Raw genomic sequence first — 23532 nt, forward strand, 5'->3', positions numbered from 1 at the left:
TTAAGCTACCGGCCGGAGGGCGGTCCCGACGGCGGTCCCGACGGCGGGCCGCGCGGGCCGGGATGAAGCCCCGGAACGGCACCCGTTCCCGCCGGGCGGTGACGGCAGCGGCTTGAAAGCGCTAGACTTCGGCACAAGCTCTGGGGCACGGACGCGTCGCGGCTCGATCGAGGGTTGCGTGGCGAGGAGGAAATCCGATGGCCGAAGCCGAAGCCCAATGGCCGCGCCGCGTCGCGGCGAAGGTCGATCCGATCTGGGACGGCGTGCGGGTCGACGCCGAAGCGACCGCCCGCGAGGAGCCGGCCCTGGCCAGCTTCCTGCACGCGACCGTGCTGGCGCACGAGACCCTCGAGGACTCGCTCGGTTACCACCTGTCGCAGAAGCTCGGGTCGGAATCGATCACCGGGCTGTCACTGCGGCAGACCATCGACCGGGCGGTCCACGGCGAGCCCGATGTCGGGCAGCAGGTGCGGGCCGACCTGTCGGCGGTGTTCGACCGCGATCCGGCCTGCACGAGCTATCTCGAGCCGTTCCTGTATTTCAAGGGGTTCCAGGCGCTGCAGGCGCATCGGGTGGCGCACTGGCTGTGGGCCAACAACCGGCGGGCGATGGCGCTGTACCTGCAGTCGCGCACGTCGGAGGTGTACGGCGTCGATATCCACCCGGCCGCCCGGATCGGCCGCGGCATCATGATCGACCATGCCACCAGCGTGGTGGTCGGCGAGACCGCGGTGATCGAGGACGAGGTCTCGCTGCTGCACGGCGTGACGCTCGGCGGCACCGGCAAGGAGACCGGCGACCGGCACCCGAAGGTGCGGCGCGGGGCGCTGATCGGCGCCAATTCGACGATCCTCGGAAACATCGAGATCGGCCAGTGCTCCCGGGTCGGGGCCGGCAGCGTGGTGCTGCGCGACGTGCCGCCGAACACCACCGTCGCCGGGGTGCCGGCCAAGGTGGTCGGGGCGGCCGGCTGCGATCGTCCGGCATTGTCGATGGACCAGCGGTTCTGGGAAGACCCGCGGGTCTGAGACCGCCGATCCCGGAAGCAGCCGACAGCCCGTCTTTGCCTTTGTCGGACGTCCGCCCGATACTGCCGGGACGCGATCCCTTGATGGCGGATGGAGGGCGGGAGCATGACCGGGCGGCTGCGGACGACGGATGGCGAGGCTCCTGTGGCGGGTTCGCCGCCGGAGGCGATCTGGCAGGCGAGCGGCGAGGTGCTGCACCAGCACGCCTCCAAGGTCGGGCTGATCACGCATCTGCTGGCGACCGCGCTTGGCCATGACGAGGCCGTGGCGGCCGCCTTCGCCTATGCCGGCACCATGCATGACGTCGGGCGCACCGCCATGGCGGACGACCTGTTCGCGAAGGTCGAGGACCTGACCGAGGCCGAGGTCGGCGAGATCCGACGGCACACCGGCCACGGCGGGATGCTGCTCGAGGAGGCCGGCTACGATCCGGACGGCCTCGTCGTCCAGGCGGCCCTGCACCACCACGAGCGCTTCGACGGCACCGGATACCCGACCGGTCTGGCGGGCGAGGCGATCCCGCTGGTCGCGCGGATCGTCGCGGTCGCCGACGTTTACGATGCCCTGCGGGCGGCGCGCCCTTACAAGCCGGCGTTCGATCACGAGGCGGCCTGCCGGATCATCCTCGATGGCGACGGGCGTTGCCGGCCGGACCACTTCGACCCGGCGGTGCTGGCGGCCTTCCGCGACAGCGCCGAGGCGATCCGCCGGCTGTGGGACCCGGCGACGTAGCCGGCTCCCGGCGGTCGGCGCTACTTCGCCGACGCCGGATGGTACTGGTACAGCCAGGTCTCGGTCAGCACGGTATCGCCGCTGCGCAGATAGCAGCGCATGTCGACCGGTTGCGATCCGTCCGTCGTCAGGTCGAACTGGGCCCGCCAGTGGCCCGGCACGTCGTTCGGCACCGCCTCGGTGAACACGTAGGAGAACGCGCCGCGCGACGCCGTCAGCACCGCCTCCGGCAGGGTGCCGAACGGCAGGTCGGCGAGCGGCCCGCCGAGGAACTCGACCATGAACTTGCGCACGTTCTGCGGACGCGGCTGGCCGGGCTGGCCGCCGTTGCCGAGGCGGGTGGCCACGCACCGCCCGAGCCCGCTCGGGTACGGCTCGTCGGCCAGCCAGTGCAGGCGATAGGCGAGCTCGACGTGCTGGCCGGCGCCGTGCGGCGCGTCCGGCACCCACATGGCGCAGATGTTGTCGTGGATCTCGTCGTCGGTCGGGATCTCGATCAGCTGCACCACGCCGCGTCCCCAGTCGCCGCGGGGCTCGATCCAGGCGGTCGGCCGCTTCTCGTACTTCACGCCGTCCAGGTAGTGGTCGAAGTTGCGGTCGCGCTGCGACAGCCCGAAGCCGCGCGGGCCGGCGTCCACGAAGCTCGAGATCGTCACCTGCGGCGGGTTGTTGAGCGGTCGCCAGATCCGCTCGCCGGACCCGGTCCACATCGCCAGGCCGTCGGAGTCGTGCACCTCCGGCCGCCAGTCCACCATCGTCGACTTGGCGGTCTCGGAAAACCAGTACATCGAGGTCAGCGGCGCCAGGCCCAACCGCTCGATCGTACGACGCGGATGGACGCTGGCCTCGATGTCCATCACCACGCCGGCGGTGCGATGCAGCAGGAAGCGGTAGGCGCCGGCGACCGACGGCCCGCTCAGCAGGGCATAGACCGTGACCGGGGCGTCGGCGTCGGCCGCCGGCTCGAACCAGTAGGAGACGAAGTCCGGAAACTCCTCGGGGCCGGGCGCACCGGGCGCCAGCGCGATGCCGCGGGCCGACAGCCCGACCTGGCCGAGCTCGCCGACGCCGCGGAAATACGACGCCCCCAGGAAGGTCGCCCAGGGTTCGACCTTGTCCAGGTCGCCCTTCGACAGCGGGTCGTGCACCCAGAACCCGGCGAAGGCCGACGGTTCCTGGCCGAGCGCCGCCGCCACATGGCCCTCGCCGACGGTGAAGTAGGTCGGGTCGTACAGCACCTCGCGGGCGGTGCCGCCGTCGATCGCGTGCATGCGCACGGTCTTCGGGAAGAACGTCCCGACATGCTGGAACGAGATCGGGTAGGCGCCCTCGCGGTACAGCGAGAACTCCTTGCGGTAGCGCAGCTTGCCGTGGGCGTCGTAGTCGATCTTCGCGACGATCGCCGGCTCGGGCCGCGGCGGCGTCTCGTAGGGCCGGGTCGCCAGCTCCCGGGCGTGGGTCTTCAGCCAGTCGTAGGAGAACGGCTCGGCCGGGCCGAACTTCAGCCCGGTCGCGGCCGCGGCCGAACCGCTGCCGCCGATTGCCCGGGCGGTGCCGGCAGCGAGCAGGATCTGCAGGAAGGAGCGACGATCGAAGGCTGCCATGACTGGGTCCGTTTGATTGCGCATCGGGCCGCCGGTCGGCCGGCGGCTGCGCAACGCATCGCGCGAGAAGGGGTTCCCCTCGCGGCCGGCCCGACGGCGCGCGAGGGGGAAGCCGTTACCAGCTGCCGGTGTTGGCCATCGAGGCCCAGGGCTCGGCCGCGTCCTTGGCGGCGCCGTTCTGCAGCAGCTCGATGGAGATGCCGTCCGGCGACTTCACGAAAGCCATGTAGCCGTCGCGCGGCGGCCGGTTGATCGTGACGCCGTTGTCCTGGAGCTTCTGGCAGGTCGCGTAGATGTCGTCGACCCGGAACGCCAGGTGGCCCCAGGCCCGGCCGGTCCCGTAGTCCTCCGGGTCCCAGTTGTAGGTCAGCTCCAGCAGCGGCGCCTTCTTGTCGGAGGCGGCATCGGCCTCGTCCGCCGGGGCGGCCAGGAAGATGTTGGTGAAGCGTCCCTTCTCGCTGTCGTAGCGGCGGATCTCCTTCATGCCGAGCAGGTCGCAGTAGAACCGCAGGCTGGCGTCGACGTCGCTGATCCGGACCATGGTGTGAAGATACTGCATGGGCATCGGGCGTCCTCCGTTGGGCGGGCTGGGCGAAGTGAAGGCCGATACATAGCGCGGAGCGGGCCGGAGTCGATAGGGCGGTTCGGCACGGCACCGTGTCCGCCGTCCGCGAAGGATCGTCGGCGGCCAGGGCCGGGATTGCGGTCCTGCGTCAGTCGCCGCCCGGCGCCGCCATCGCGGCCAGGGCGCGGTCGCCGTCGCCTGCCTTGTCCTGCCAGCGCGCGACCAGGTAGCGGCGCAGGCCGAACAGCGCCATCAGCGGCACGCCGATCGACATCAGGGTGCTGCCGGCATGGGCGAGCGACCACGGCACCGCGGCGCCGGCCACGGCCAGCAGCAGCAGCGAATAGCCACGGCGAGCGCCGGTCGGCAGCCCGGCGATGCCGACGAAGCCGCGGGGCGCGAACAGGGTGAGGGCCGCGCCGACCGCCAGGATCGCCACCAGCACCCCGGTCTGCGCGGTGTCGACCAGGGTGCCCGCCAGCGCCGGTTGCCCGGCGTGGAACAGCCCGACGACCAGCGGCGTGATCACGAGCATGTGGAGGTTGATGCCGAGCAGGATCGGGTCGAAGGGCGTCCGCCGCAGCCGCAGTGCCAACAGCACGGCGGCGGCCAGCCCGCAGCCGGTCCAGCCGGCGGCCTCGAGGCCGACCAGGTCGCCGCGCCACAGCGCCAGGAACGTCACGGACGGCAGGGATTCCAGGATACCGGTCACCCATTCGCGCTGCTGCGAGCCGGTCATGGCGTTCCCTCCCAGCACTCGCCGGCGACCCAGCGTCCCGACCGGATACCCGAAATGGTAGCGGATCCGGTGCGGCTGCTCCAGCATCGATGCCGGCGCGCCGGGCGCCCGTCAGCCGGGCCGCACGCCCTCGGCCAGCATGGTCATGCCGGGGATCATCGGCTCGACCGACACCTCCTCGAAGCCGGTGCCGCGCAGCTCCTCGGCCAGCCAGGCGTCGTCGAGCGACCGGGCCTCCGGCGTGAACGCGGTATGCTGGAGCTGCCAGAGGGCGGCGAGCTTCGGGCCGGTACGGTCGGCCGACACGATGAAGTCGTGGATCAGCAGCCGGCCGCCCGGCGCCAAGTGGTCGAAGGCACGGGACAGCAGGCCCTCGTGCTCGTCGCCCGGCACCCCGGAGAACAGATAGGACATCAGGATCGCGTCCTGCCCGGTCGGCCAGTCGGTCCGGAGCGCGTCGCCCGGCACATAGGCGATGCGGTCGCGCAGCCCGGCCTTCGCCACATAGGCCTCGCCGATGACCGCGACGTTCGGGAAGTCCACGACGGTCGCCTTCAGGTCGGGGAACGCCTGGCAGAGCGTGATCGCGAAGGCGCCGGTGCCGCCGCCGACGTCGAGCAGCCGCTTGCCGCCCGACAGGTCGAGGCGGCGCGCCAGGCCACGGGCCGGGCCCAGGGATCCGGCGTGCTGGCTGCGCGAGTACAGCCGCGCCTCCTCCGGGTCGGAGAACCAATCGGCGTAGGAGCCGGTGGCGTCGTCCGGCAGCTTGTTGGCGAGCGCCAGCTCGATCTGGTCGAGCAGGCCGTACATCTGGCGGTCGACCTGCAGGCGCAGGTAGTCGCCGAAGTCGTGCCTGGCGCCCTTGACCAGGAAGGCCTCGGCCGCCGGCGAGTTGGCGAACCGGCCGTCCTCGGCCGCCACCACGCCGAGGGCGGCGAGCGCGGTCAGCAGGGTGCGCGCCCGCTCCGGGTGCAGGCCGGTCGCCACGGCGGCCTCCTCCGCCGTCATCGGGCCGTCCGCGAGCTGCGTGAAGACGCCGTGGTGCAGCGCCGCGAACAAGGCCTTCGAGCCCATGAATCCGAATGCGACGTCGGAGATCTCTTCGGCCTTGGTCAGCAGCGTCATCCGTCTGTCCTCATTTGTCGTGATCGCGACACAACTTATTCGAATTCGACACGTAATGCCAAACCGGACTGATTTTGGGCGACAGGGCCTGGACTTATTCCGGATCGCGATCGCCGCTCGGATGCTGCGCTGCGGCAAAAAATCCGCCGCTGCCGGTCACGCGGTCGCGAGTGTCGCGAGATCGTCCGGCGTGCCAGACTGCGGGGGCGTCTCCACGACCCAACCGGCACGGCCATCGCGATGCAGTCCGACCGTTCGCCTTCGAATTCGCCCGACGCTATCCCGGGCAGAGCGATCCCGCGCCGGGCCGTCCTGGCCGGCGGCGGCGCCGGCGCCCTGCTGGCGGCGGCCGGCCTGCCGGCCCGGGCCGAGCCGCGCGGGTTCCGGCTGCGGGTCGCACCGGCCACCGCGCAGCTGGTTCCGGCGCCGCACCCGGCGACCGCCGTCTGGGCCTTCAACGGCAGCGTTCCGGGCCCCGAGATCCGGGTCCGCCAGGGCGAGCGGCTGCGGATCGCGGTCGAGAACGCGCTGGCCGAGGCCACCACCGTGCACTGGCACGGGATGCGGGTGCCGAACGCCATGGACGGGGTGCCGGACCTGACCCAGCGGCCGATCGGGCCGGGCGAGACCTTCGTCTACGAGTTCGACGCGCTGGATGCCGGGACCTTCTGGTACCACCCGCACCAGCGCGGCTCCGAGCAGGTCGACCGCGGGCTGTCGGGCGCGCTGATCGTCGAGGAGGCCGAGCCGCCGGCGGTCGACCGGGACGTAACCTGGGTGCTGGACGACTGGCGGCTGCTGGCCGACGCCTCGATCAGCCCGGATTTCGACAACATGCACGACGCCGCCATGATGGGCCGCATCGGCAATTCGGTGACGGTCAACGGCGTGGTGCCGGAGAGCTTCGCGGTGCGGGCCGGCGAGCGCATTCGGCTGCGGCTGATCAACGCCGCCAACGCCCGGATCTTCGGCTTGGAGTTCGAGGGCCACGCGCCGCGGATCGTCGCGATCGACGGCCAGCCGGTCGAGCCGCACGCCCCGGCGGGCGGCCGGGTGGTGCTCGGCCCGGCGATGCGCGCCGACCTGGTGATCGACATGACCGGCGCCCCCGGCGCCCGGTTCCGGGTGATCGACTCGTTCTACCAGCGCGGCGCCTACCGGCTGCTGGAACTGGCCTATGGCGACGCGCCGCTGCGCGAGCGGGTGCCCGAGGCCGAACTGCGGCTGCCGCCGAATCCGCTGGCCGAGCCCGACGTCGCGGCCGCCGAGCGCCACAGCGTCGCCTTCGCCGGCGGCGGCATGGCCGGCATGATGGGCGGCGGCATGATGGGGCGCGGCCCCATGGGTGGGATGATGGGCGGCATGATGGGACGGGGTATGCAGCATGCCGGGATCTGGACGATCAACGGGGTCGCCGCTACCGGCCATGTCATGGCGCCGATGCTGACCCTGGCCGAGGGCCGCAGCCATGTGCTGGCGATGACCAACGACAGCGCTTTCCACCACCCGATCCACCTGCACGGCCACTCGTTCCGGGTGCTGAGCCGCAACGGGGTGCCGACCCGCCGCCGCGAGTGGCAGGACACCGTGCTGATGAACCCGCGCGAGCGCGTCGACATCGCCCTGGTGGCCGACAATCCCGGCGACTGGATGTTCCACTGCCACATCCTGGAGCACCAGGCGGCCGGCATGATGGGCGTGATCCGGGTGGCGCCCGGGACCACCAGGACCTGAGCGATACCGTCGCCGTCCGGGCCGGACTCGGGCAATCCGACTCAGGAAATCCCGCTCAGGCGATCCGACTCAGGCGATCGGGGTCTTGCTGCTGCAGTGTCCGTCGCGGGCCGGCTCGATGCTCTGGCCGCCGCCGGACGGCGGCCGCGGGATCGGCGTGGACGCCGCGCCTGGGGCCGATGGGGTGCCGGCGGCCGGCGGCGCCTGGACGCCGGTCTGCGGGGATTGCTGGGCCACGGCCGGCGCCGCTGCCGCCACCATCGTCAGGAGTCCGAGAACGACGGCGAACCGGGAAGCCCGCGGGGCCTGGCGCCCCGGGATGCACGCTGAGACGAAGACCATTCCGCCCTCCATTCCTCAAGAGCGAGCAGGTGTCGGGAATTCTAGCGTTGCGTATAGACTAGGTTCCGGTCCGGACACCGGTCAAGCCGAAGCCGGCCGGGCCGAAACCGAGACAGTCCCGAGGGACGGGGGAGAACGGAATGACCGCAACCGCGGAAGACCTGCTGGCGCGCCTGGCGAAGCTCGAGACCGGGCTGGTGAGCGACGTCATGGACGAGGCCGGGCTGCCGAACCACGCGCTGTCGTCGGCGCTGGCGCCGCTGGCCGCCGGCACCCGGTTCGCGGGAGTCGCGGTCTGCGCCCGCGGCGAGGCGGCGGTGTCCGGCGGGCATGCCCGACCGGCACTGCCGGGGCCGGCGCTGGAGGCCGCGATGTCCCCCGGCAGCGTGCTGGTGATCGACAGCGGCGGGTTCAGCCGCGGCGCCCTGCTGGGCGGCTTCGTCGCCTACAGCCTGCAGCGCGCCGGCTGCGTGGCGATCGTGACCGACGGCCCGGTGCGCGACGCCGACGAGATCCGCGGCCTGCGGCTGCCGGTGGTGTCGGGCGGCGTGACCCCGGTCAACGGCTCGCGGCGCTGGAAATGGACCGACATCGGCGTGCCGGTGACCCTGCCGGGCCAGGAGGGCCGGCCGGTCGCGATCGCGCCCGGCGACTACCTGCTGGCGGACGGCGACGGCGTGGTGGTGATCCCGGCGGCGGTGGCCGAAACGGTGATCGCCGACTCCGAGGAACTGGCCCGCATCGAGAAGAGCATCGGCGCTGGCCTGCGCGCCGGCGGCACCCGGGCCGAAGTGTTCAAGGCCAACCCGCGCTTCGACCACGTGCGGCCGGCGACCGGGAAGAGGTGAGCGCGCGCCGGCTCACGGCGCCCGTTCGGGTATCGCGGCCGGTGTCGCCCGCATCCGGCTGCCGACCACGGTTGCCAGCGCGACGGCGATCAGCGCCGCCGCCACGGCGAAGGTGATCCGCATGCCGTCCGCGACCGCTGCGGGACCGGCCGCGGCCACGTCGCCGACCACGGCGGCGAACACCGCGCCCATCGCGGACGCGCCGGTGATCAGCCCGAGGTTGCGCGACAGGTTGAGCATGCCCGAGACCAGCCCGCGGCGGTCCGGCGGCAGGTCGGCCATGACCGTGGTGTTGTTGGCGGCCTGGAACATGGCGTAGCCGGCCGTCATGACGACGATCGGGCCGGCATAGCCGGGGATGCCCAGGGTCGCCGGCAGGATCGCGATGGCAGCGGCGCCGACAGCGATCCCGGCGAGCCCGAGGACGGTCATGCGTCGGCCGCCCAGGCGGTCGACGAGCCGGCCTGCCGGGATGCCGGTCAGGGCCGATACGATGGGACCCACCGAGACCACCAGGCCGACCATGGCGGCCTCCAGCCCGAGCGTTCGGGACAGGTAGAACGGCCCGACCACCAGGGTCGCCATCATCACCGTCGAGACCAGCGCGCTGCTGGCCAGGCCAGCGGCCAGGGTCGGGTCGCGGAGCATCGCCAGGCGGACCAGCGGTGCGGCGGCCCGGCGCTCGGCGAGCACGAACAGCCCGGCCCCGACGGCGGCGGCCGCCAGCAGCACGGCGTTCGCCGGCCCGAAGCCGCCGCGTCCCTGGGTCATGGCCAGGGCATAGGCCGCCAGGGTCAGCGCCAGCAGCAGGGTCCCCAGCCTGTCGAACCCGGCCCGGGCCGGCCGGGGCGCCGGACGATCGGCCGGCAGGTGGCGATGGGCCAGCAGCAGGGCCAGGACACCCAGCGGAACGCCGGCCAGGAAGATCGCCGGCCACCCCGCCGCCGCGATCAGGAGGCCGCCGAGCGACGGGCCGAGGGCCGTGCCGACCGCCGACATGGTCCCGAGCAGGCCCATGGCACTGCCGGTTCTCTCCTTCGGCACCGCCTCGCCGACCAGCGCCATGGAGAGCGCCATCATGACCGCCGCGCCCAGGCCCTGGGCCACCCGGGCGGCGATCAGCAGTCCCAGGGTCGGCGCCGCTCCGCACAGCGCCGAAGCCACCGTGAACACGGCGATTCCGGCCAGCAGCAGCCGACGGCGGCCGACGATGTCGCCCAGCCGGCCGGCGCCGACGATCGAGGTCGTGACCGCCAGCAGATAGCCGATGACCACCCACTGGACGCCTTGGAAGCCGGCCTCGAACGCCTGCGCCAGTGTCGGCAGGCCGACATTGGCGACGCTGATGCCGAGCGAGGGCAGCAGCATCGACAGCGACAGGGCGGCGAGCGCCTGGCGGGCGGACGGCGCGCGCGCCGTGCCGTCGGCGGCACCCGCGTCGGGTTCTGCAGTGACCGGTTTGACCATGGCTTCCATCTCCTGACGGCCCCGGGAATGGAGCCGTCCAGGATCTAGGCGGACCGACGGCATGGCGGAACACGCAGCACTTGCATCCAAATGATGCACATGACGCCATGCCAGAACCGCGGACCGTGCTATGATCGGCCCATGGCGGTCCCCGACCTGAACCTGCTGGTCACCCTGGATGTGCTGCTCGCCGAGGGCAGCGTCGCGCGCGCCGCCGGGCGGCTGGGGCTCAGCCCCTCGGCCATGAGCCGGGCGCTGGCGCGGCTGCGCGAGACCACCGGCGACCCGCTGCTGGTGCGGGCCGGTCGTGGCCTTGTGCCGACGCCGCGGGCGCTGGAGCTACGCGAGCGGGTCGGCCGGATCGTGCAGGACGCGCAGACGGCGCTGCGCCCGCAGGAGAACCTGGACCCCGGGCGGTTGGCGCGCAGCTTCACCCTGCGGGTCCGGGACGGCTTCGTGGAGAATTTCGGGCCGGAACTGATCGCCTGGATCGGCGAGCGGGCGCCCGGCGTGCGGCTGCGCTTCGTGCCGAAGACCGACAAGGACAGTGCGGCGCTGCGCGACGGGACGGTCGACCTGGAGACCGGCGTGGTCGAAGGAACGGCCGGCCCGGAGCTGCGGGCGCAGGCCCTGTTCCGGGACCGGTTCGTCGGCGTCGTGCGCGCCGGGCACCCGCTGGCCCGGGGCGAGATCACGCCGGCACGATACGCGTCCGGCCGGCACGTCCTGGTGTCCCGCCGCGGGCGCGACCGGGGGGCGATCGACGATGCCTTGGAGGCGTTCGGGCTGCGGCGCGACGTCGCCACCGTGGTCGGCGACTTCGGGACGGGCCTGGCCCTGGCGCGCTCATCGGACCTGATCGCCGCCGTCCCGGAACGGCAGACCGGCAGGCTGCGCGCCGGCCTGCACAGCTTCAAGCTGCCGGTCGATCTGCCGGGGATCACGGTCGCGCTGCTGTGGCACCCGCGGATGGACGCGGACCCGGCGCATCGCTGGCTGCGCGGCTGCGTTCGCGAGGTCTGCCTGTCCACCGCAGGCCCGGGTGACACCGTTCGGTGAGTGAAAGCTGTCGAGAAGTTGGTGCGGGCGGTCGGACTCGAACCGACACTCTGTCACCAGAACAGGATTTTGAGTCCAGCGCGTCTACCAATTCCGCCACGCCCGCAGCCTCCCACTCCTACTACGGTGGCGCGCCGGATTCGACCGGAAATTTTGAGCTGTGGGCTCGCTCAGTGCAGGAAGGCCAGCAGCACGTAGCGGGTGCCGCGGGTCACCGGCCGGGCCTCGTGCAGCAGCGAGCAGGAGAACACCACCGCCTCGCCGGCCGCCGGGCGGTAGCCGACCTCGCCGTATTCCGGGAACACCAGGTGGCCGCCGTCGTAGTCGCCGGTGTTCAGGTTCAGGGTGACCGCGAACCGCCGGGTGCGGCCGGCGCTGGCGGTGTTGTCGCGGTGCGGCCGGAAATGCCCGCCCTCCTCGGCCTCGTAGCGCACGATCTTGAACAGCTCGTGGCGCTGGATCGGCGAGTGGGTGGCCCGCGCGATCTCCGGGATCACCCGGCGCGAGAAGATATGGCGGATCTCGGCCTCGAGCGGCGAGCCCTCCGGCACCACGTGGTCGCGCCGGACCTTGACCTCGTCGTCCGACAGCAGCACCGACTCGCCCTTGACCTGCTGCAGGAAGCCGGACGGCGCGTTGCCCTTGCGGTCGTGCACCTGGATCAGCCAGCGGCACCATTCCGGCGACAGCACGTTCGGGATCACCATCACCGGGGCCTGGACCGGCGGCCCCTCCCGGAACCGCTCGGGCGGCAGCCGGTCGCGCACCAGGGCGAGGCAGGTTTCGGCATGCCCGGCCGGCCCATCGCCCGGGGCATCGTCCAGCGGCAGCACGGCGGCCAGCCGCGAGGCGCGGTCGAACACCACGGTCGTCGGCTTCTCCAGGTGGAGGTTGTGGGCCAGTGCCCCCGCCGGGTCGGCCAGTGCGGTGAGGCCGTCGGACGGTGACCCGGCGACCGCCTCCGGGCCGCCGTGGCGCACCAGATACAGGTCGGCCCCGGCGTCCGCGAACTCGCCGGCCCGGGCCGCCAGCGCCGCCGCCACCGGCGCGGGATCGGCCGGCCCGACCGCGACGTGCACGACCGCGGTGCGGCCGGCCATGCGGGTGATCGGCTTGGTCCTGCCGTCGGCGCTGCGCAGCTCGACGACCGGGGCGAGGTCGCCGACGTCGAACCAGGGATGGAGGGGCGGCTTCTGCATGGCGCGCATCTTGGCGGCGCCGGGCGGGCTCGGCAACGGCCCGGTGGCGTCGCCACGGATCGCCGCGACGGAATGTCCGGCCGGCGGCGTTCAGGGTTGCACGGGGACGGCGAAGCAGGAGAGGCGACATGTCCATCCTTTCGCGTTCTTTCGCAATCCGGGCGCTGGCCGTGCTGGCGGTGACCGCCGGCCTCGCCGCCGCGGCACCGGTCCGGGCCGAGGGACCGGGGATCACCCTCACCGACGGCGGCCGCCACGGCCACGACGGCCGTCGCGGCGATCGCGGCTGGGACCGCGACCGCGGCGGTCACCGCCGACACTGGCGGGACGACGACCGGCACCGCGGCCGGCACTGGCGCCACGGGCCGCCGCCCCGCGTGCATCACCACTACGCGCCGCCCCGGCACTCGCCCTACCGACATTGCCGGGTCGAATGGAACTTCTGGTACGGCGGATACGTGAGGATCTGCGTCTAGCGTCGGATGAAACCGGGGGCGCGGCCGGCTGGCGCTTGCGGCCCCCGGGCGGCGCTGCTATCCGGGGCGGGTCCGCCATCCGCCCCGGGATCCCCACATGCTGCGGCCGTTCTACGACTGGACCCTGCGGGTCGCCGGCGACAAGCGGGCCGACTGGTGGCTGGCGCTGGTGGCGTTCGTCGAGAGCTCGGTGTTCCCGATCCCGCCGGACGTGATGCTGGTCCCGATGATCCTGGCCGACCGCCGCCGGGCCTGGCGGGTCGCAACCATCGCGACGGCGGCCTCGGTGGCGGGCGGCGTGGCGGGCTACGCCATCGGCAGCCTGTTCTTCGAGGCGCTCGGCCAGCCGATCCTCGACCTGTACGGCTATGCCGACAAGTTCGCCAGCTTCGCCGGGCGCTACAACGAGTGGGGTGCGTGGATCGTGTTCGGCGCCGGGGTGACGCCGTTCCCCTACAAGGTCATCACCATCGCCAGCGGGGTGACCCGGCTGGACCTGGTGGTGTTCATGGTCGCCTCGGTGCTGGCCCGCGGCATCCGGTTCTTCGCGGTCGCCGCCCTGCTGTGGTGGTTCGGCCCGCCGATCCGCCGCTTCCTGGACCGTTATCTCGGGCCGGTGACGGTGGTGTTCTTCGTGCTGTTGATCGGCGGCTTCGTCGCCCTCAAATATCTGGCCTGACCGATGAGGCGATCCATGCCCCCTTCTGTTCCCTGGACCGGGCTGGCCCTGGCGGCCGCGTCGGCGGCGGCGCTGGGGCTGGCGTTCACCGGGCAGTACGGCTTCGACCTGCAGCCCTGCGTGCTGTGCGTCTGGCAGCGCTGGCCGCATGGCGCCGCGATCCTGCTCGGGCTGGCGGCCTGGGCGCTGCGCGGCCGGCCGGCGGCCGCGACCGCGGCGCTGCTGCTGGCGGTGGTGGCGGAGCTGGCGACCGGCGGGGTAGGGGTGTTCCATGTCGGGGTCGAGCAGGGCTGGTGGCAGGGCACCGCGGAATGCGGCTCGACCACGGCCGCCAACGATCTGGCGGCGCTGAAGGCGCAGATCATGAACCAGCCGATCGTCCGCTGCGACGAGGTGGCCTTCGCGGTATTCGGCCTCTCCATGGCAGGATGGAACGCGCTGCTGGCGGCGGGACTGGCCGGGCTCGGCATCGGCGCCGTCATCGAGGATCGCAGGCAGGCCAAGGAGGACGCGGCATGACCGACACGACCGGGAACCGCAGGCGTGCCGGCCGGATGCCGGGCGAGCTGTCGCACGACGCCCTGATCGACCGGATCCTGCGGGTCGACCATGCCGGCGAGTTCGGCGCCCAGCGGATCTACGAGGGCCAGCTGGCGGTGCTCGGCAAACACCCCAGCGCCAAGACCATCCGCCACATGAAGGAGCAGGAGGACCGCCACCTGGCGGCCTTCGAGCGGCTGATCCGCGAGCGCCGGGCGCGGCCGACGGTGCTGCACCCGCTGTGGCACGTCGCCGGTTTCGCGCTCGGCGCCGGCACCGCCCTGATGGGCGAGAAGGCGGCGATGGCCTGCACGATCGCCGTCGAGGAGGTGATCGACGACCACTACCGCCGGCAGGCCGAGTCGCTCGGGCCGGACGAGGCCGAACTGAAGGCGACCATCGAGGAATTCCGCGCCGAGGAGGCCGAGCACGCCGAGATCGGCCGCGAGCACGGCGGCGAGGACACCGTGGGCTACCCGGTGATGCGGGCGGCGATCCGGGCCGGCTCGCGGATGGCGATCTGGCTGAGCGAGCGGTTCTGAGGGTTCGGCGGTGGCCGGGCAGGGGATGCTGATCGTCCTGAGCGGCCTGCCCGGCACCGGCAAGACCACCCTGGCCCGCGAACTGGCGCGGCGGCTGGACGCCGTGCATCTGCGCATCGACAGCATCGAGACCGCCTTGGCGCGGTCGGTCCTGCGCATCCGATCCGCGGAGGATGCCGGTTACGTGGTTGCCTATGCCGTGGCCGAGGACAATCTGCGTCTCGGCCACGCGGCCATCGCCGACTCCGTCAACCCGATCGAACTTACACGCAGCGCATGGCGGGACGTGGCGGCGCGTGCCGGGTGCGACGTCGTCGAGGTCGAGGTGGTGTGCCCGGACACGGCCGAGCACCGCCGCCGGGTCGAGGAGCGGACGGCTGACATCGAAGGGCAGCGGGTGCCGAGTTGGGCGGACGTCACGGCCCGACACTATGAGCCGTGGACCGTAGACCGCGTGGTGGTCGACACCGCGGCTGACACCGTCGACGATTGCGCGAGTGACGTCCTGGAGCGGTTGAGGAATTCGAACGGGCGATAGTCCTGACGGGATCTATCTACCGGCCCGCTGCCGCACCCCCATCCACCATGCCGAGCCCACCGCCAGCACCAGCAGTGCCAGCGCGACCGGGTGCTCGAGCAGCCTGGCCGGGTCGCCGCCGGTGATGCTGAGGCTTTGGCTGAGCGACAGCTCGAAGCGGGGGCCCAGGAAGAACGCGATGACGAACACCACCACCGAATACCCGGTGGCGGTCATAGCCAAGCCGATGCCGGCGAACACCAGCATCACCCAGACCCCGATCAGGTCGCCGGTCGAGAGATACACCCCGACGGTGCACAGCAGCAGGGCGGCCGGGAACACCACCGATTCCGGCGCCGCCACCACTCGCGCCCACAGCCTGAGGCCGAGCTGGCCCATCCAGAGGTTCACGAAGTTGGCCATCAGCATGGCGCCGAACAGGCCGTAGATCAGCCGGCCCTGGCTCTCGAACAGCAGCGGGCCGGGCTGGATGCCCTGGATCATCAGGGCGCTGATCACCAGGGCGGCGCCGATGCTGCCGGGGATGCCGAGGCTGAGCAGCGGGATCAGGTTGGCGCCGACCACGGCGGAATTGGCGCTCTCGGTGGCGGCGATGCCGTGCAGGTTGCCCTTCCCGAAGCTCTCCGGCTCGGACGACGCCTGGCGGGCCGAGGCGTAGCTCATGAACGCCGCCGCGGTCGAGCCGATGCCCGGCATCGCGCCCAGCACCGTGCCGATGACGGCGCCGCGCAGCATGGTGGCGCGGCAGCCCCAGTATTCGGCCCAGGACACCCGCGCGTCGGCCGGGTCCTGGGCGTCCGGGATCGCCACCGCCGGCCGGGCGGCGCCGCGCATGGCGGCCAGCCGGCGCAGGATCTCGGCGACCGCCAGGGTGCCGATCGCCACCGGCGCCAGCGGCAGGCCGTCGTAGAGCGCGAACTGACCGAAGATCAGCCGCGGCGTGCCGTGCTCCGGGTCCAGGCCGACGGTGGCGCACAGCAGGCCGAAGGCGGCGGCGGCCAGCCCCCTGGTCATCGACTCGCCGACCAGCCCGGCGATCACCGAGAACGCGAACAGGATCAGGCAGAACACCTCGACCGGGCCCATGTACAGCGCCACCGCGGCCAGCGGCGCCGACACCGTGATCAGCACGATGTCGCTGAAGGTGTCGCCGGTGACCGAGGCGTACAGCGCCATCTTGGTGGCCTTCAGCGGCTTGCCCCGCTGCGCCAGCGGGAAGCCGTCGAGCGCGGTGGCGGCCGCGTCCGGGGTGCCCGGGGTGTTGATCAGCACCGCCGGGATGGCGCCGCCGAACAGCCCGCCCTTGTTGACCCCCATCAGGAAGGAGATGGTGGCCAGCGGGCTCATCACGAAGGTGAAGGGCACGGCGATCGCCATGGCCATGACCGGGCCGATGCCGGGCACGGCGCCGACGAACTGCCCGACCGCGACACCGGCGACCACGTACAGCAGATTGACCAGGGTCAGGGCGTCGCCGAGGCCGGCGAGAACGGTGTCGAAGTCGGGCATCGCGTCAGCCCGGCAGGCCGCGGCCGAGCAGGCCGGCCACCACGACCCAGACCGCCGCCGGCACAGCGCCGGCGCCGACCGCCAGCCACAGCGGCCGGCGCTCGCCCAGCCAAAGCATCAGCACCAGCACCATGACCGGCGCCACCCACACGAAGCCGAGCCGGCCCATGGCCCAGACCGCGGCGGCGGTGTAGCCGAGATACAGCAGGGCGCGGGCGGTCGCGCGCCGGTCCGGGCCGCCGCCGCCACGGCCGGTCGCCGCCTGCATCAGGCCGAGCAGCAGCAGGGCGGCGGCCGCCAGGCTCGGCAGGGTCTCCGGCCGCACCCAGCCGTAGTCGACCGCCTCGACCTGGTCCGGGATGACGAACAGCAGCAGCGCGAGGCCGAGGCCGGCGACCGCAAGGCCGGACAGTCGATCGAGGGTCATGCCGGTCTCCCGAAGGTTTGCAGCGGTCGCAGCCGACCCTTCGCGGCCCCGCCGTCGCGGGGCACCCCGGGGCGATAGGGAAACTCTGTCGCCCTGAGGTGCGAGCGCAGCGAGCCGCGAAGGGCCGGGTTGGGCGCCCCCGCTACTGGCCGAACAGCACCGTCACGCTGCCGATGCCGTCCTGCATCATTTTTGCGGTTCCGTCGGGTCCCCGGTTGTCGACGTCGGCGTGGAAGGCGTTGGCGACCAGCTTGCGCACGGTGTCGGAGGTGATCGCGGCATCCAGCGCGCCGGCCAGCGCCGCTTTGGCGTCGGCCGGCAGACCGGCCGGGGCGGCGAAGTAGAACCACGGGTCGACCGCCAGGTCGTAGCCCTGCTCGCGCAGGGTCCGGGTGTCGGGCGCGTAGGCGTGCCGGTCGCCGGTGGCGCTGGCCAGCATCTTCAGGGCGCCGGTCTTCAGGTACTCGATATGCGCGCCGGCCGCGAAGGACGCCACCACATGCCCGCCCAGCAGGTTCTGGATCATCTCGGCCGAGCTCTTCGAGGAAACCGGGCGGATGCCGGCGTCGTCCTGCTTGTTGACGGCGCGCAGGATCAGCTCCTGCGGCTTGGCGTCGAAGGCGACCGGCGCGCCGCCGTTGGCCTTGGACCAGGCGACCAGCCCGGCGAGGTCGTCGAACGGCGCGTCGGCCCGGGCGACGATCGCCACCTGGGCGCGGGTGACGGTGGCCAGGTAGTCGAAGCTGTCGAGCTTGAACGGCAGCTTGTCGCCGCGCAGCACCAGGTTGATCAGCACCGGCATGCTGACCCCCATGCCGACGGTCAGGCCGTCGGGCGCGGCGGCGCCGACCCCGGTGAACATCGCCACCCCGCCGCCGCCGGGCTTGTTCTCGGCGATCACGTCCCAGCCGGTCTGCTTCTCCATCTCGGCGGCGATCGCGCGCCCCATGGTGTCGGTCTCGCCGCCCGGGCCGAAACCGATCTCCAGCTTGACCGGACCCGAGGGCTTCCAGTCGGCCTGGGCGGGCAGCGCCGCCGAAAGCGCTGCCGTCAGTGCGAAAGTCAGTGCTGCCAGTCTCATGTCCTGCTCCCCTGTCCCGGCGCCGGGTTGCCCGGAGCGGTCTCCGGCCGGTCGCCCGATTTCTGGTCGTCGATACGGATGGCGGCGGCGCGCGCGACCGTGCGGGCACCGTCCAGGAAGCCTGCGAGCACGGCCGGTGCCAGGCAGCCGTCCAGCAGCGCCTTGCGGTCGGCCATGGTGGGGGCGATCCGCCGGTACAGGTCCAGGCCGTCCGGCGTCAGTTCGAAGTGCCGGACCCGCCGGTCGTCGCCGGCCTGCTCGGCCCGCACCAGCCCGCGCCGCTGCATCGCCGCCAGGGTGCGGCTGACCTGGGCCTGCGCCATGGCGACCTCGGCCACCAGGTCCTTCTGCGGCATCCGGCCGTGGATCCGCAGCATCAGCAGGATGCGCCACTCGACGATCGACGAGCCGCGGGCCTCCAGCGCCGTGCCCATCTGGGCCTTCAGCGCCCGGAACAGCCGCTCGACCGCGACATGCACCAGGCTGGCGGCGTCCGGAATGTCGTCGAGCCGCAGGGGATCGGCCCTGTTCATCGCATCACGCAATCGACCCCCGACCGTCCATGGCAAGGCATTGTATATCAAGTTATATATTTATCGTCGTACCCCTGCAATCGCGGGTTGGTCCGAACCGGCGATCGTTGTTCGAAAACATCCACATGAATTGGATCCGTGCAGATCGATTGTCATCGAGACAAAGAATCAATTGCCCGCGTAGAGCGTCGGATATATCCGCCGGTCGGACATGACGGCCACGGACAACGACCATGACTGCAATTCCGCCGCAGAGGCACCTGTTCGATATTCCGGAAGATGTCGTGTATTTGAACTGCGCGTACAACTCGCCGATGCTTCGGTTGTCCGCGGATCGGCTGGCGGAGGGCGCGTACCGCAAATGCCATCCCTGGAACCGCTCGCCGGCGAGCTTCTTCGACGAAGCCGAGGACTTCCGCGCGGCCGTCGCCGGGACGCTCGGCGCCCCGGCGGATTGCGTCGCCATCGTGCCGTCGGCGAGCTACGGCCTGTCGGCGGCGGCGCGGGCCCTGGAACCGCACGTGCCGGACGGCCGCGAGATCCTGCTCGTGGAGAACGCGTTTCCGAGCAACGTCTTTCCCTGGCTCCGTCTCGCCGAGGCCACCGGCGGCCGGGTCGTGACCGTGCCGACCCCGCCGGACCTCGACTGGACCGTGGCGGTCCTGGACCGGATCGGCGTGCGCACGGCGGTCGTCGCCCTCGCGCAGTGCCACTGGACCAACGGCGCGTGGTTCGATCTCGAGCGGATCTCCGACGCGGCACGGGCCGTCGGGGCGGTGCTGGCGCTCGACGCGACGCAGTCGCTCGGCGCGGTGCCGCTCGACTTCGATCGCATCCGCCCGGATTTCTGCGTGGCGGCGGGCTACAAATGGCTGCTTTGCCCGTATGGCCTCAGCCTCATGTATGTGGACCCGAGGTGGCACGACGCCCGGCCCCTGGAGGAATCCTGGCTGGCACGGACCGGTGCCGAGGACTTCGCGGCCCTGGCGAACTACTCGCATACCTACCAGGCCGGCGCGCGCCGCTTCGACGTCGGCCAGAAATCCGTGCCGACGCTGCTGCCGGGCGGTATCGCGGCACTGCGGCAGCTCGGCGACTGGGGCGTGGCGGCGGTGGCGGAGAGCCTGCGGGGGATCAACCGGTCGATCGTCGAGGCGATGTCGGGGTTTCCCCTGGCACCGCTGCCCGAGGCCGTGCGGGCGCCGCATCTGCTCGGTTTCACCGCCGAGGCGAGGCTGCCCGACGACCTGCTGGCACGGCTGGCATCCGAGAAGGTGTATGTCAGCCGCCGCGGAGCGTCCCTGCGGTTCGCGCCGCACTTGCATGTGACGCCGAACGACCTCGACCGCCTGCGGACGGCGATGTCGAAGGTGCTCTGAGCCTGCGGGGCGTCAGAACGCCGGCAGCGTTGCCACCGCCGGGCGGCCGGCGTCGTCGTCCTGGTCCAGCTCGATGTCCCAGTACAGGTAGTCGCGCCAGCTCTCGTGCAGGTAGTTCGGCGGGAAGCCGCGGCCGGCGTCCTGCAGGTCGTAGGCGGTCGGCTGGCGCGGGCTGTATTGCGGGATCATGCCGATGTCGCGCGGCATGCGGTTGCCCTTGCGCAGGTTGCAGGCGCCGCAGGCGGTGACCACGTTCTCCCAGCTCGTGCGGCCGCCGCGCGAGCGCGGCACCACGTGGTCGAAGGTCAGGTCCTGGGTCGGGAACCGGTGGCCGCAGTACTGGCAGGCGAAGCGGTCGCGCAGGAACACGTTGAAGCGGGTGAAGGCCGGCCGGCGCGACTGGTGGACATACTCCTTGAGCGCGATCACGCTCGGCAGCTTCATCTCGAAGCTGGGGCTGCGCACCACCGTCTCGTAGTTCGAGACGATGTTCACCCGGTCCAGGAACACCGCCTTGACGGCGTCCTGCCAGGACCAGAGCGAGAGCGGGAAATACGACAGCGGCCGGAAGTCGGCGTTGAGGACAAGCGCAGGAGCGTTGTCCGGCCCCGTCACCGCGTCGTCTCCCGGGTCGGGAGTTGCGCGCGGTGATCGCGGCCGCGATGCCCGGGGCTAGGGCGACTCGTCGAGTGTTGCGGCCGGTGCCGCCACAACATCTTGACTGTCAGCTCCTCGTTCATGGCGTCGATCGCTTCCGTAGCGGGAGTTTTCGATGCGGTCGTGACGTCTGTATAACTACATGTTGTTACAGTTTTATGCGTGCCGCAAGGCCTCGTGCAGGCCTGCTCCAGTCATACAGAAAGCACGTGCTTGAGGAAACCCAGGCCGAGCCGCAGGCCGTCCTGGTCGATGCCGTGGGCGAGGCCGGGGCGGGCGAAGGTCTCCACCGGGATTCCGGCCGAGGACAGCACCTGCTCGGCCGCCGCCATCGCCTGGAACGGCACGATCTGGTCGTCGGTGCCGTGCACCAGCATCACCGGCGGCCTGGCGGTCGCCTCGGCGGCCAGGGTCGCGGCCCCCATCAGCGCCCCGGAATAGCCCAGCACCCCGGCCACCGGCGCCGGCCGTCGGGGCGCGGTGTAGAGCGCGGTCATGGTGCCCTGGCTGAACCCGACCAGTGCCAGCCGGTCCGGGCCGAGGCCGTGGCGTTCCAGCTCGCGATCGACGAAGGCGTTGACGATCGGGGCGGCGGACTGCACCCCGGCCAGCATCGTCTCCGGCCGGCGATCCTGCAGGCTGAACCACTGGTAGCCGTAGGGGGCCATGTCGCAGGGTTCCGGCCCGTTCGGCGCCACGAAGGCGACGCCCGGCAGCAGCGGCGCCCACATCGGCGCGATGCCGATCAGGTCGTTGCCGTCGGCGCCGACGCCGTGCAGCATCACCACCAGTGCCGTGGTCTCGCCGCCGTCATGGGGGCCGAAGCGCGGGCCGTCGAGTTCGATCATCCTGGTCTTCCCCTGCCTTCGAGTCGCCGGACGGTACCCGGCGCGCCTGTCTCTGTCATCATGCCGCCATGCCCGACCGCTCCGAGACCGTCGTCAGCCGCTTCGCCCCCAGCCCGACCGGGCTGCTGCATCTCGGCCACGCCTACTCGGCGATGCTGGCATACGACGCCGCGCACGCCGCCGGCGGCCGCTTCGTCCTGCGCATCGAGGACATCGACAGCGGGCGCTGCCGCGCCGAATTCGTCGACGCCCTCGAGCAGGATCTGGCCTGGCTGGGCCTCGACTGGGAGCGGCCGGTGCGCCGGCAGTCCGAACACATGGACGACTACCGGGCGGCGCTCGACCGGCTGCAGGCGATGGACCTGCTGTACCCCTGCTTCCTCAGCCGCAGGGAACTCGACGCCGCGCTGTCGGCACCGCATTTCCGGGCGATGCGCGGGCCCGAGGGGCCGGCCGTGGTCGACGCCGACCGGCTGCTGCCGGCAGCCGAGCGGGCGGCCCGGATGGCGGCGGGCGAGCCCTATGCGCTGCGCCTGCGCATGGCGGCGGCGCTCGCGCTGGCCGGACCGCTGACCTGGCAGGACGAGGGCCACGGGACGCAGGCGGCCGACCCGGCGGCGTTCGGCGACGTGGTGCTGGCCCGCAAGGACATCCCGACCAGCTATCACCTGGCGGTCACCGTCGACGACGCGCTGCAGGGGATCACCCTGGTGGTGCGCGGCGAGGACCTGTTCCAGGCCACCCATGTGCACCGGCTGCTGCAGGCGCTGCTCGGCCTGCCGACCCCGCGCTATCGCCACCACCGGCTGCTGACCGATTCCGAGGGCCGACGCTACGCCAAGCGCGACCGGGCGCTGACCCTGCGGGCCCTGCGCGAGGCCGGCCGCACGCCGGCCGATGTGCGGGCGATAGTGGGGCTTTGACCTACGCCCGTCGCGTCGTGGGTTCCGGATGAGCCGCGCTGCTGCGCGTCTCTCCGGAATGACGAAGAGGAAAACAGGCGGCGTTGGTCGCGCTCCACCACCCAGTCGTCATTCCGGACGAGCGCGCTATTGCGCGATCGAGCCGGAACCCACGAGGCGACGGGCGCCGGCAGCTTAGCCCTTGGCCTGGACGAAGCGGAAGCGGTCGTTGCGCATCTCGATGGCGGTCAGCACACCGGTGAATACCGCGCCGGTGTCCAGGTTGATGCGGTGCCTGGCCACCGTCGGGCGCTCGAACGGCTCCTCCGGGGAGTGGCCGTGCACCACCACCACCTCGAACGGCCAGGGCTCGGCCGGGTGCAGGAACGGGTCGCGGATCCAGGTCAGGACCTCCTCGGGCTGGTCCTCCAGCGGCCGCCGCGGGTCGAGGCCGGCATGTACGAACACATAGTCGCCGATGCGCCGCGACCCGCGCATGCCTCGCACCGCGTCCTGCACGAACTGCGGCACGGCGGCGCGCAGGGCCGGCGCCAGGCCCTGGAACGGGGTCAGGGGCGGTACCTTGAGCGCGCGCCAGGTCGGCTGCCCGCCGTTGGCGGCCCACAGTTCGGCCATTTCGACGGTCAGGGTGTCCTCGAAGGCGGCCTTCAGCCAGGCGTCGTGGTTGCCGAGCAGCAGCACGTCCTCGACCGGCATGCGGTCGCCGAGATAGGCCGACAGCCCGCCGGCGGCGAGGCCCAGGGTCTCGAACGACCGGTCGCCGCGGTCGATCAGGTCGCCCAGGAAGATGCAGGTGGCATGCGCCACGCCCGGCACCCGGGCATCCTCGGCGAGGGCGGCCAGCAGCGGGTCCAGCAGGTCGGCCCGGCCGTGGACGTCGCCGATCGCGCAGATCAGGTGGTCGGTGTGCAGCGGCTTGGGGGCGTGCGTCCACTCCCCGCGTTCGATCGTCACCATG

26 protein-coding genes and 1 tRNA gene are annotated in these 23532 nt (G+C 72.0%); 12 read left to right on the forward strand and 15 right to left on the reverse strand.

Annotated features, from left to right (window positions below):
* Positions 1-197: 197 nt before the first annotated feature.
* Complete coding sequence (cysE, locus tag RIC31_RS11070) at positions 198-1028, forward strand: serine O-acetyltransferase (protein ID WP_350106669.1); 831 nt, start codon at positions 198-200, stop codon at positions 1026-1028.
* Positions 1029-1133: 105 nt separating this feature from the next.
* Positions 1134-1760, forward strand: a complete 627-nt coding sequence (locus RIC31_RS11075) for an HD-GYP domain-containing protein (RefSeq protein WP_350106672.1) — start codon at positions 1134-1136, stop codon at positions 1758-1760.
* A 20-nt stretch (positions 1761-1780) separates the two neighbouring features.
* On the opposite strand, the gene RIC31_RS11080 is transcribed toward RIC31_RS11075, so the two are convergent.
* The 4 genes from RIC31_RS11080 to RIC31_RS11095 all read right to left on the reverse strand — a co-directional run bounded on the left by RIC31_RS11080 (position 1781) and on the right by RIC31_RS11095 (position 5793).
* Complete coding sequence (locus tag RIC31_RS11080) at positions 1781-3364, reverse strand: OpgD/OpgG family glucan biosynthesis protein (RefSeq protein ID WP_350106675.1); 1584 nt, start codon at positions 3362-3364, stop codon at positions 1781-1783.
* 115 nt (positions 3365-3479) lie between these two features.
* On the reverse strand, positions 3480-3923 hold the full coding sequence (gene gloA, locus RIC31_RS11085) for a lactoylglutathione lyase (protein ID WP_350106678.1): 444 nt from the start codon (positions 3921-3923) through the stop codon (positions 3480-3482).
* Positions 3924-4077: 154 nt separating this feature from the next.
* Positions 4078-4668 carry a hypothetical protein gene (locus tag RIC31_RS11090; RefSeq protein ID WP_350106681.1) on the reverse strand — a complete coding sequence of 197 codons (591 nt, stop codon included), beginning with the start codon at positions 4666-4668 and terminating at the stop codon, positions 4078-4080.
* 111 nt (positions 4669-4779) lie between these two features.
* The gene (locus RIC31_RS11095; protein WP_350106684.1) at positions 4780-5793 is read right to left on the reverse strand and encodes a methyltransferase; all 1014 of its coding nucleotides are present in this window, start codon (positions 5791-5793) and stop codon (positions 4780-4782) included.
* 240 nt (positions 5794-6033) lie between these two features.
* Here RIC31_RS11095 and RIC31_RS11100 point away from each other — a divergent pair, with 240 nt between their 5' ends.
* Positions 6034-7527: a multicopper oxidase family protein gene (locus RIC31_RS11100; protein WP_350106687.1), complete on the forward strand. Its 1494-nt coding sequence runs from the start codon at positions 6034-6036 to the stop codon at positions 7525-7527.
* Between the two features lie 69 nt (positions 7528-7596).
* On the opposite strand, the gene RIC31_RS11105 is transcribed toward RIC31_RS11100, so the two are convergent.
* Positions 7597-7869, reverse strand: a complete 273-nt coding sequence (locus RIC31_RS11105) for a hypothetical protein (RefSeq protein ID WP_350106689.1) — start codon at positions 7867-7869, stop codon at positions 7597-7599.
* Positions 7870-8009: 140 nt separating this feature from the next.
* Here RIC31_RS11105 and RIC31_RS11110 point away from each other — a divergent pair, with 140 nt between their 5' ends.
* Positions 8010-8717: an RraA family protein gene (locus RIC31_RS11110; protein ID WP_350106693.1), complete on the forward strand. Its 708-nt coding sequence runs from the start codon at positions 8010-8012 to the stop codon at positions 8715-8717.
* Between the two features lie 12 nt (positions 8718-8729).
* On the opposite strand, the gene RIC31_RS11115 is transcribed toward RIC31_RS11110, so the two are convergent.
* Positions 8730-10184, reverse strand: coding sequence for an MFS transporter (locus tag RIC31_RS11115; RefSeq protein ID WP_350106695.1), 1455 nt, complete (start codon positions 10182-10184; stop codon positions 8730-8732).
* Between the two features lie 141 nt (positions 10185-10325).
* Between RIC31_RS11115 and RIC31_RS11120 the strand changes: the two genes are divergently transcribed.
* Complete coding sequence (locus tag RIC31_RS11120) at positions 10326-11243, forward strand: LysR family transcriptional regulator (protein ID WP_350106698.1); 918 nt, start codon at positions 10326-10328, stop codon at positions 11241-11243.
* Positions 11244-11262: 19 nt separating this feature from the next.
* Here the strand turns inward: RIC31_RS11120 and RIC31_RS11125 are convergent.
* A tRNA-Leu gene (locus tag RIC31_RS11125) sits at positions 11263-11349 on the reverse strand.
* Between the two features lie 64 nt (positions 11350-11413).
* Positions 11414-12442 (reverse strand): 2OG-Fe(II) oxygenase family protein, encoded by a 1029-nt coding sequence (locus tag RIC31_RS11130; protein WP_350106701.1) that lies wholly within the window; start codon positions 12440-12442, stop codon positions 11414-11416.
* A 128-nt stretch (positions 12443-12570) separates the two neighbouring features.
* Between RIC31_RS11130 and RIC31_RS11135 the strand changes: the two genes are divergently transcribed.
* From RIC31_RS11135 to RIC31_RS11155, 5 genes are all read left to right on the forward strand, one after another.
* Complete coding sequence (locus RIC31_RS11135; protein ID WP_350106704.1) at positions 12571-12918, forward strand: hypothetical protein; 348 nt, start codon at positions 12571-12573, stop codon at positions 12916-12918.
* Between the two features lie 97 nt (positions 12919-13015).
* The gene (locus RIC31_RS11140) at positions 13016-13597 is read left to right on the forward strand and encodes a YqaA family protein (RefSeq protein WP_350106707.1); all 582 of its coding nucleotides are present in this window, start codon (positions 13016-13018) and stop codon (positions 13595-13597) included.
* A 15-nt stretch (positions 13598-13612) separates the two neighbouring features.
* Entirely contained in the window at positions 13613-14116 is a 504-nt protein-coding gene (locus tag RIC31_RS11145; protein WP_350106710.1) for a disulfide bond formation protein B, read from the forward strand.
* The gene (locus tag RIC31_RS11150; protein ID WP_350106713.1) at positions 14113-14679 is read left to right on the forward strand and encodes a demethoxyubiquinone hydroxylase family protein; all 567 of its coding nucleotides are present in this window, start codon (positions 14113-14115) and stop codon (positions 14677-14679) included. Before RIC31_RS11145 ends, RIC31_RS11150 begins: the two co-directional genes overlap by 4 nt.
* A gap of 25 nt (positions 14680-14704) precedes the next feature.
* Positions 14705-15217 (forward strand): P-loop nucleotide/nucleoside kinase family protein, encoded by a 513-nt coding sequence (locus RIC31_RS11155; protein WP_350106716.1) that lies wholly within the window; start codon positions 14705-14707, stop codon positions 15215-15217.
* Positions 15218-15229: 12 nt separating this feature from the next.
* Here RIC31_RS11155 and RIC31_RS11160 read toward each other — a convergent pair whose 3' ends face one another.
* From RIC31_RS11160 to RIC31_RS11175, 4 genes are all read right to left on the reverse strand, one after another.
* Positions 15230-16726 (reverse strand): tripartite tricarboxylate transporter permease, encoded by a 1497-nt coding sequence (locus tag RIC31_RS11160; protein WP_350106719.1) that lies wholly within the window; start codon positions 16724-16726, stop codon positions 15230-15232.
* A gap of 4 nt (positions 16727-16730) precedes the next feature.
* The gene (locus tag RIC31_RS11165; protein WP_350106722.1) at positions 16731-17153 is read right to left on the reverse strand and encodes a tripartite tricarboxylate transporter TctB family protein; all 423 of its coding nucleotides are present in this window, start codon (positions 17151-17153) and stop codon (positions 16731-16733) included.
* A 142-nt stretch (positions 17154-17295) separates the two neighbouring features.
* Complete coding sequence (locus RIC31_RS11170) at positions 17296-18234, reverse strand: tripartite tricarboxylate transporter substrate binding protein (RefSeq protein WP_350106725.1); 939 nt, start codon at positions 18232-18234, stop codon at positions 17296-17298.
* Positions 18231-18767 carry a MarR family winged helix-turn-helix transcriptional regulator gene (locus RIC31_RS11175; RefSeq protein WP_350106728.1) on the reverse strand — a complete coding sequence of 179 codons (537 nt, stop codon included), beginning with the start codon at positions 18765-18767 and terminating at the stop codon, positions 18231-18233. The genes RIC31_RS11170 and RIC31_RS11175 overlap by 4 nt, the downstream gene beginning before the upstream one ends.
* A gap of 323 nt (positions 18768-19090) precedes the next feature.
* Between RIC31_RS11175 and RIC31_RS11180 the strand changes: the two genes are divergently transcribed.
* Positions 19091-20146: an aminotransferase class V-fold PLP-dependent enzyme gene (locus RIC31_RS11180; protein ID WP_350106731.1), complete on the forward strand. Its 1056-nt coding sequence runs from the start codon at positions 19091-19093 to the stop codon at positions 20144-20146.
* A 12-nt stretch (positions 20147-20158) separates the two neighbouring features.
* Here the strand turns inward: RIC31_RS11180 and RIC31_RS11185 are convergent, their stop codons facing one another.
* Together RIC31_RS11185 and RIC31_RS11190 are read right to left on the reverse strand one after the other, a co-directional pair.
* A complete protein-coding gene (locus RIC31_RS11185) occupies positions 20159-20761 on the reverse strand; it encodes an HNH endonuclease (protein WP_350106734.1) in 603 nt (200 codons plus the stop codon).
* A gap of 236 nt (positions 20762-20997) precedes the next feature.
* A complete protein-coding gene (locus tag RIC31_RS11190; RefSeq protein WP_350106738.1) occupies positions 20998-21651 on the reverse strand; it encodes an alpha/beta hydrolase in 654 nt (217 codons plus the stop codon).
* Positions 21652-21719: 68 nt separating this feature from the next.
* Between RIC31_RS11190 and gluQRS the strand changes: the two genes are divergently transcribed.
* Entirely contained in the window at positions 21720-22574 is an 855-nt protein-coding gene (gluQRS, locus tag RIC31_RS11195; RefSeq protein WP_350106741.1) for a tRNA glutamyl-Q(34) synthetase GluQRS, read from the forward strand.
* A 174-nt stretch (positions 22575-22748) separates the two neighbouring features.
* On the opposite strand, the gene RIC31_RS11200 is transcribed toward gluQRS, so the two are convergent.
* Entirely contained in the window at positions 22749-23528 is a 780-nt protein-coding gene (locus tag RIC31_RS11200) for a metallophosphoesterase (protein WP_350106744.1), read from the reverse strand.
* Between the last annotated feature and the right edge of the window lie 4 nt (positions 23529-23532).

It is taken from the genome of Thalassobaculum sp. (assembly GCF_040219615.1).
In the GTDB taxonomy this organism is placed as follows: domain Bacteria; phylum Pseudomonadota; class Alphaproteobacteria; order Thalassobaculales; family Thalassobaculaceae; genus Thalassobaculum_A.

Coding starts and splice junctions, on each gene's coding strand:
- RIC31_RS11160 (WP_350106719.1), bottom strand. CDS start 16,726: ATGCCCGACTTCGACACCGTTCTCGCCGGCCTCGGCGACGCCCTGACC.
- RIC31_RS11155 (WP_350106716.1), top strand. CDS start 14,705: ATGCTGATCGTCCTGAGCGGCCTGCCCGGCACCGGCAAGACCACCCTG.
- gluQRS (WP_350106741.1), top strand. CDS start 21,720: ATGCCCGACCGCTCCGAGACCGTCGTCAGCCGCTTCGCCCCCAGCCCG.
- gloA (WP_350106678.1), bottom strand. CDS start 3,923: ATGCAGTATCTTCACACCATGGTCCGGATCAGCGACGTCGACGCCAGC.
- RIC31_RS11130 (WP_350106701.1), bottom strand. CDS start 12,442: ATGCAGAAGCCGCCCCTCCATCCCTGGTTCGACGTCGGCGACCTCGCC.
- RIC31_RS11140 (WP_350106707.1), top strand. CDS start 13,016: ATGCTGCGGCCGTTCTACGACTGGACCCTGCGGGTCGCCGGCGACAAG.
- RIC31_RS11090 (WP_350106681.1), bottom strand. CDS start 4,668: ATGACCGGCTCGCAGCAGCGCGAATGGGTGACCGGTATCCTGGAATCC.
- RIC31_RS11115 (WP_350106695.1), bottom strand. CDS start 10,184: ATGGTCAAACCGGTCACTGCAGAACCCGACGCGGGTGCCGCCGACGGC.
- RIC31_RS11080 (WP_350106675.1), bottom strand. CDS start 3,364: ATGGCAGCCTTCGATCGTCGCTCCTTCCTGCAGATCCTGCTCGCTGCC.
- RIC31_RS11120 (WP_350106698.1), top strand. CDS start 10,326: ATGGCGGTCCCCGACCTGAACCTGCTGGTCACCCTGGATGTGCTGCTC.
- RIC31_RS11105 (WP_350106689.1), bottom strand. CDS start 7,869: ATGGTCTTCGTCTCAGCGTGCATCCCGGGGCGCCAGGCCCCGCGGGCT.
- RIC31_RS11170 (WP_350106725.1), bottom strand. CDS start 18,234: ATGAGACTGGCAGCACTGACTTTCGCACTGACGGCAGCGCTTTCGGCG.
- RIC31_RS11145 (WP_350106710.1), top strand. CDS start 13,613: ATGCCCCCTTCTGTTCCCTGGACCGGGCTGGCCCTGGCGGCCGCGTCG.
- RIC31_RS11190 (WP_350106738.1), bottom strand. CDS start 21,651: ATGATCGAACTCGACGGCCCGCGCTTCGGCCCCCATGACGGCGGCGAG.
- RIC31_RS11100 (WP_350106687.1), top strand. CDS start 6,034: ATGCAGTCCGACCGTTCGCCTTCGAATTCGCCCGACGCTATCCCGGGC.
- RIC31_RS11165 (WP_350106722.1), bottom strand. CDS start 17,153: ATGACCCTCGATCGACTGTCCGGCCTTGCGGTCGCCGGCCTCGGCCTC.
- RIC31_RS11175 (WP_350106728.1), bottom strand. CDS start 18,767: ATGAACAGGGCCGATCCCCTGCGGCTCGACGACATTCCGGACGCCGCC.
- RIC31_RS11135 (WP_350106704.1), top strand. CDS start 12,571: ATGTCCATCCTTTCGCGTTCTTTCGCAATCCGGGCGCTGGCCGTGCTG.
- RIC31_RS11150 (WP_350106713.1), top strand. CDS start 14,113: ATGACCGACACGACCGGGAACCGCAGGCGTGCCGGCCGGATGCCGGGC.
- cysE (WP_350106669.1), top strand. CDS start 198: ATGGCCGAAGCCGAAGCCCAATGGCCGCGCCGCGTCGCGGCGAAGGTC.
- RIC31_RS11075 (WP_350106672.1), top strand. CDS start 1,134: ATGACCGGGCGGCTGCGGACGACGGATGGCGAGGCTCCTGTGGCGGGT.
- RIC31_RS11110 (WP_350106693.1), top strand. CDS start 8,010: ATGACCGCAACCGCGGAAGACCTGCTGGCGCGCCTGGCGAAGCTCGAG.
- RIC31_RS11095 (WP_350106684.1), bottom strand. CDS start 5,793: ATGACGCTGCTGACCAAGGCCGAAGAGATCTCCGACGTCGCATTCGGA.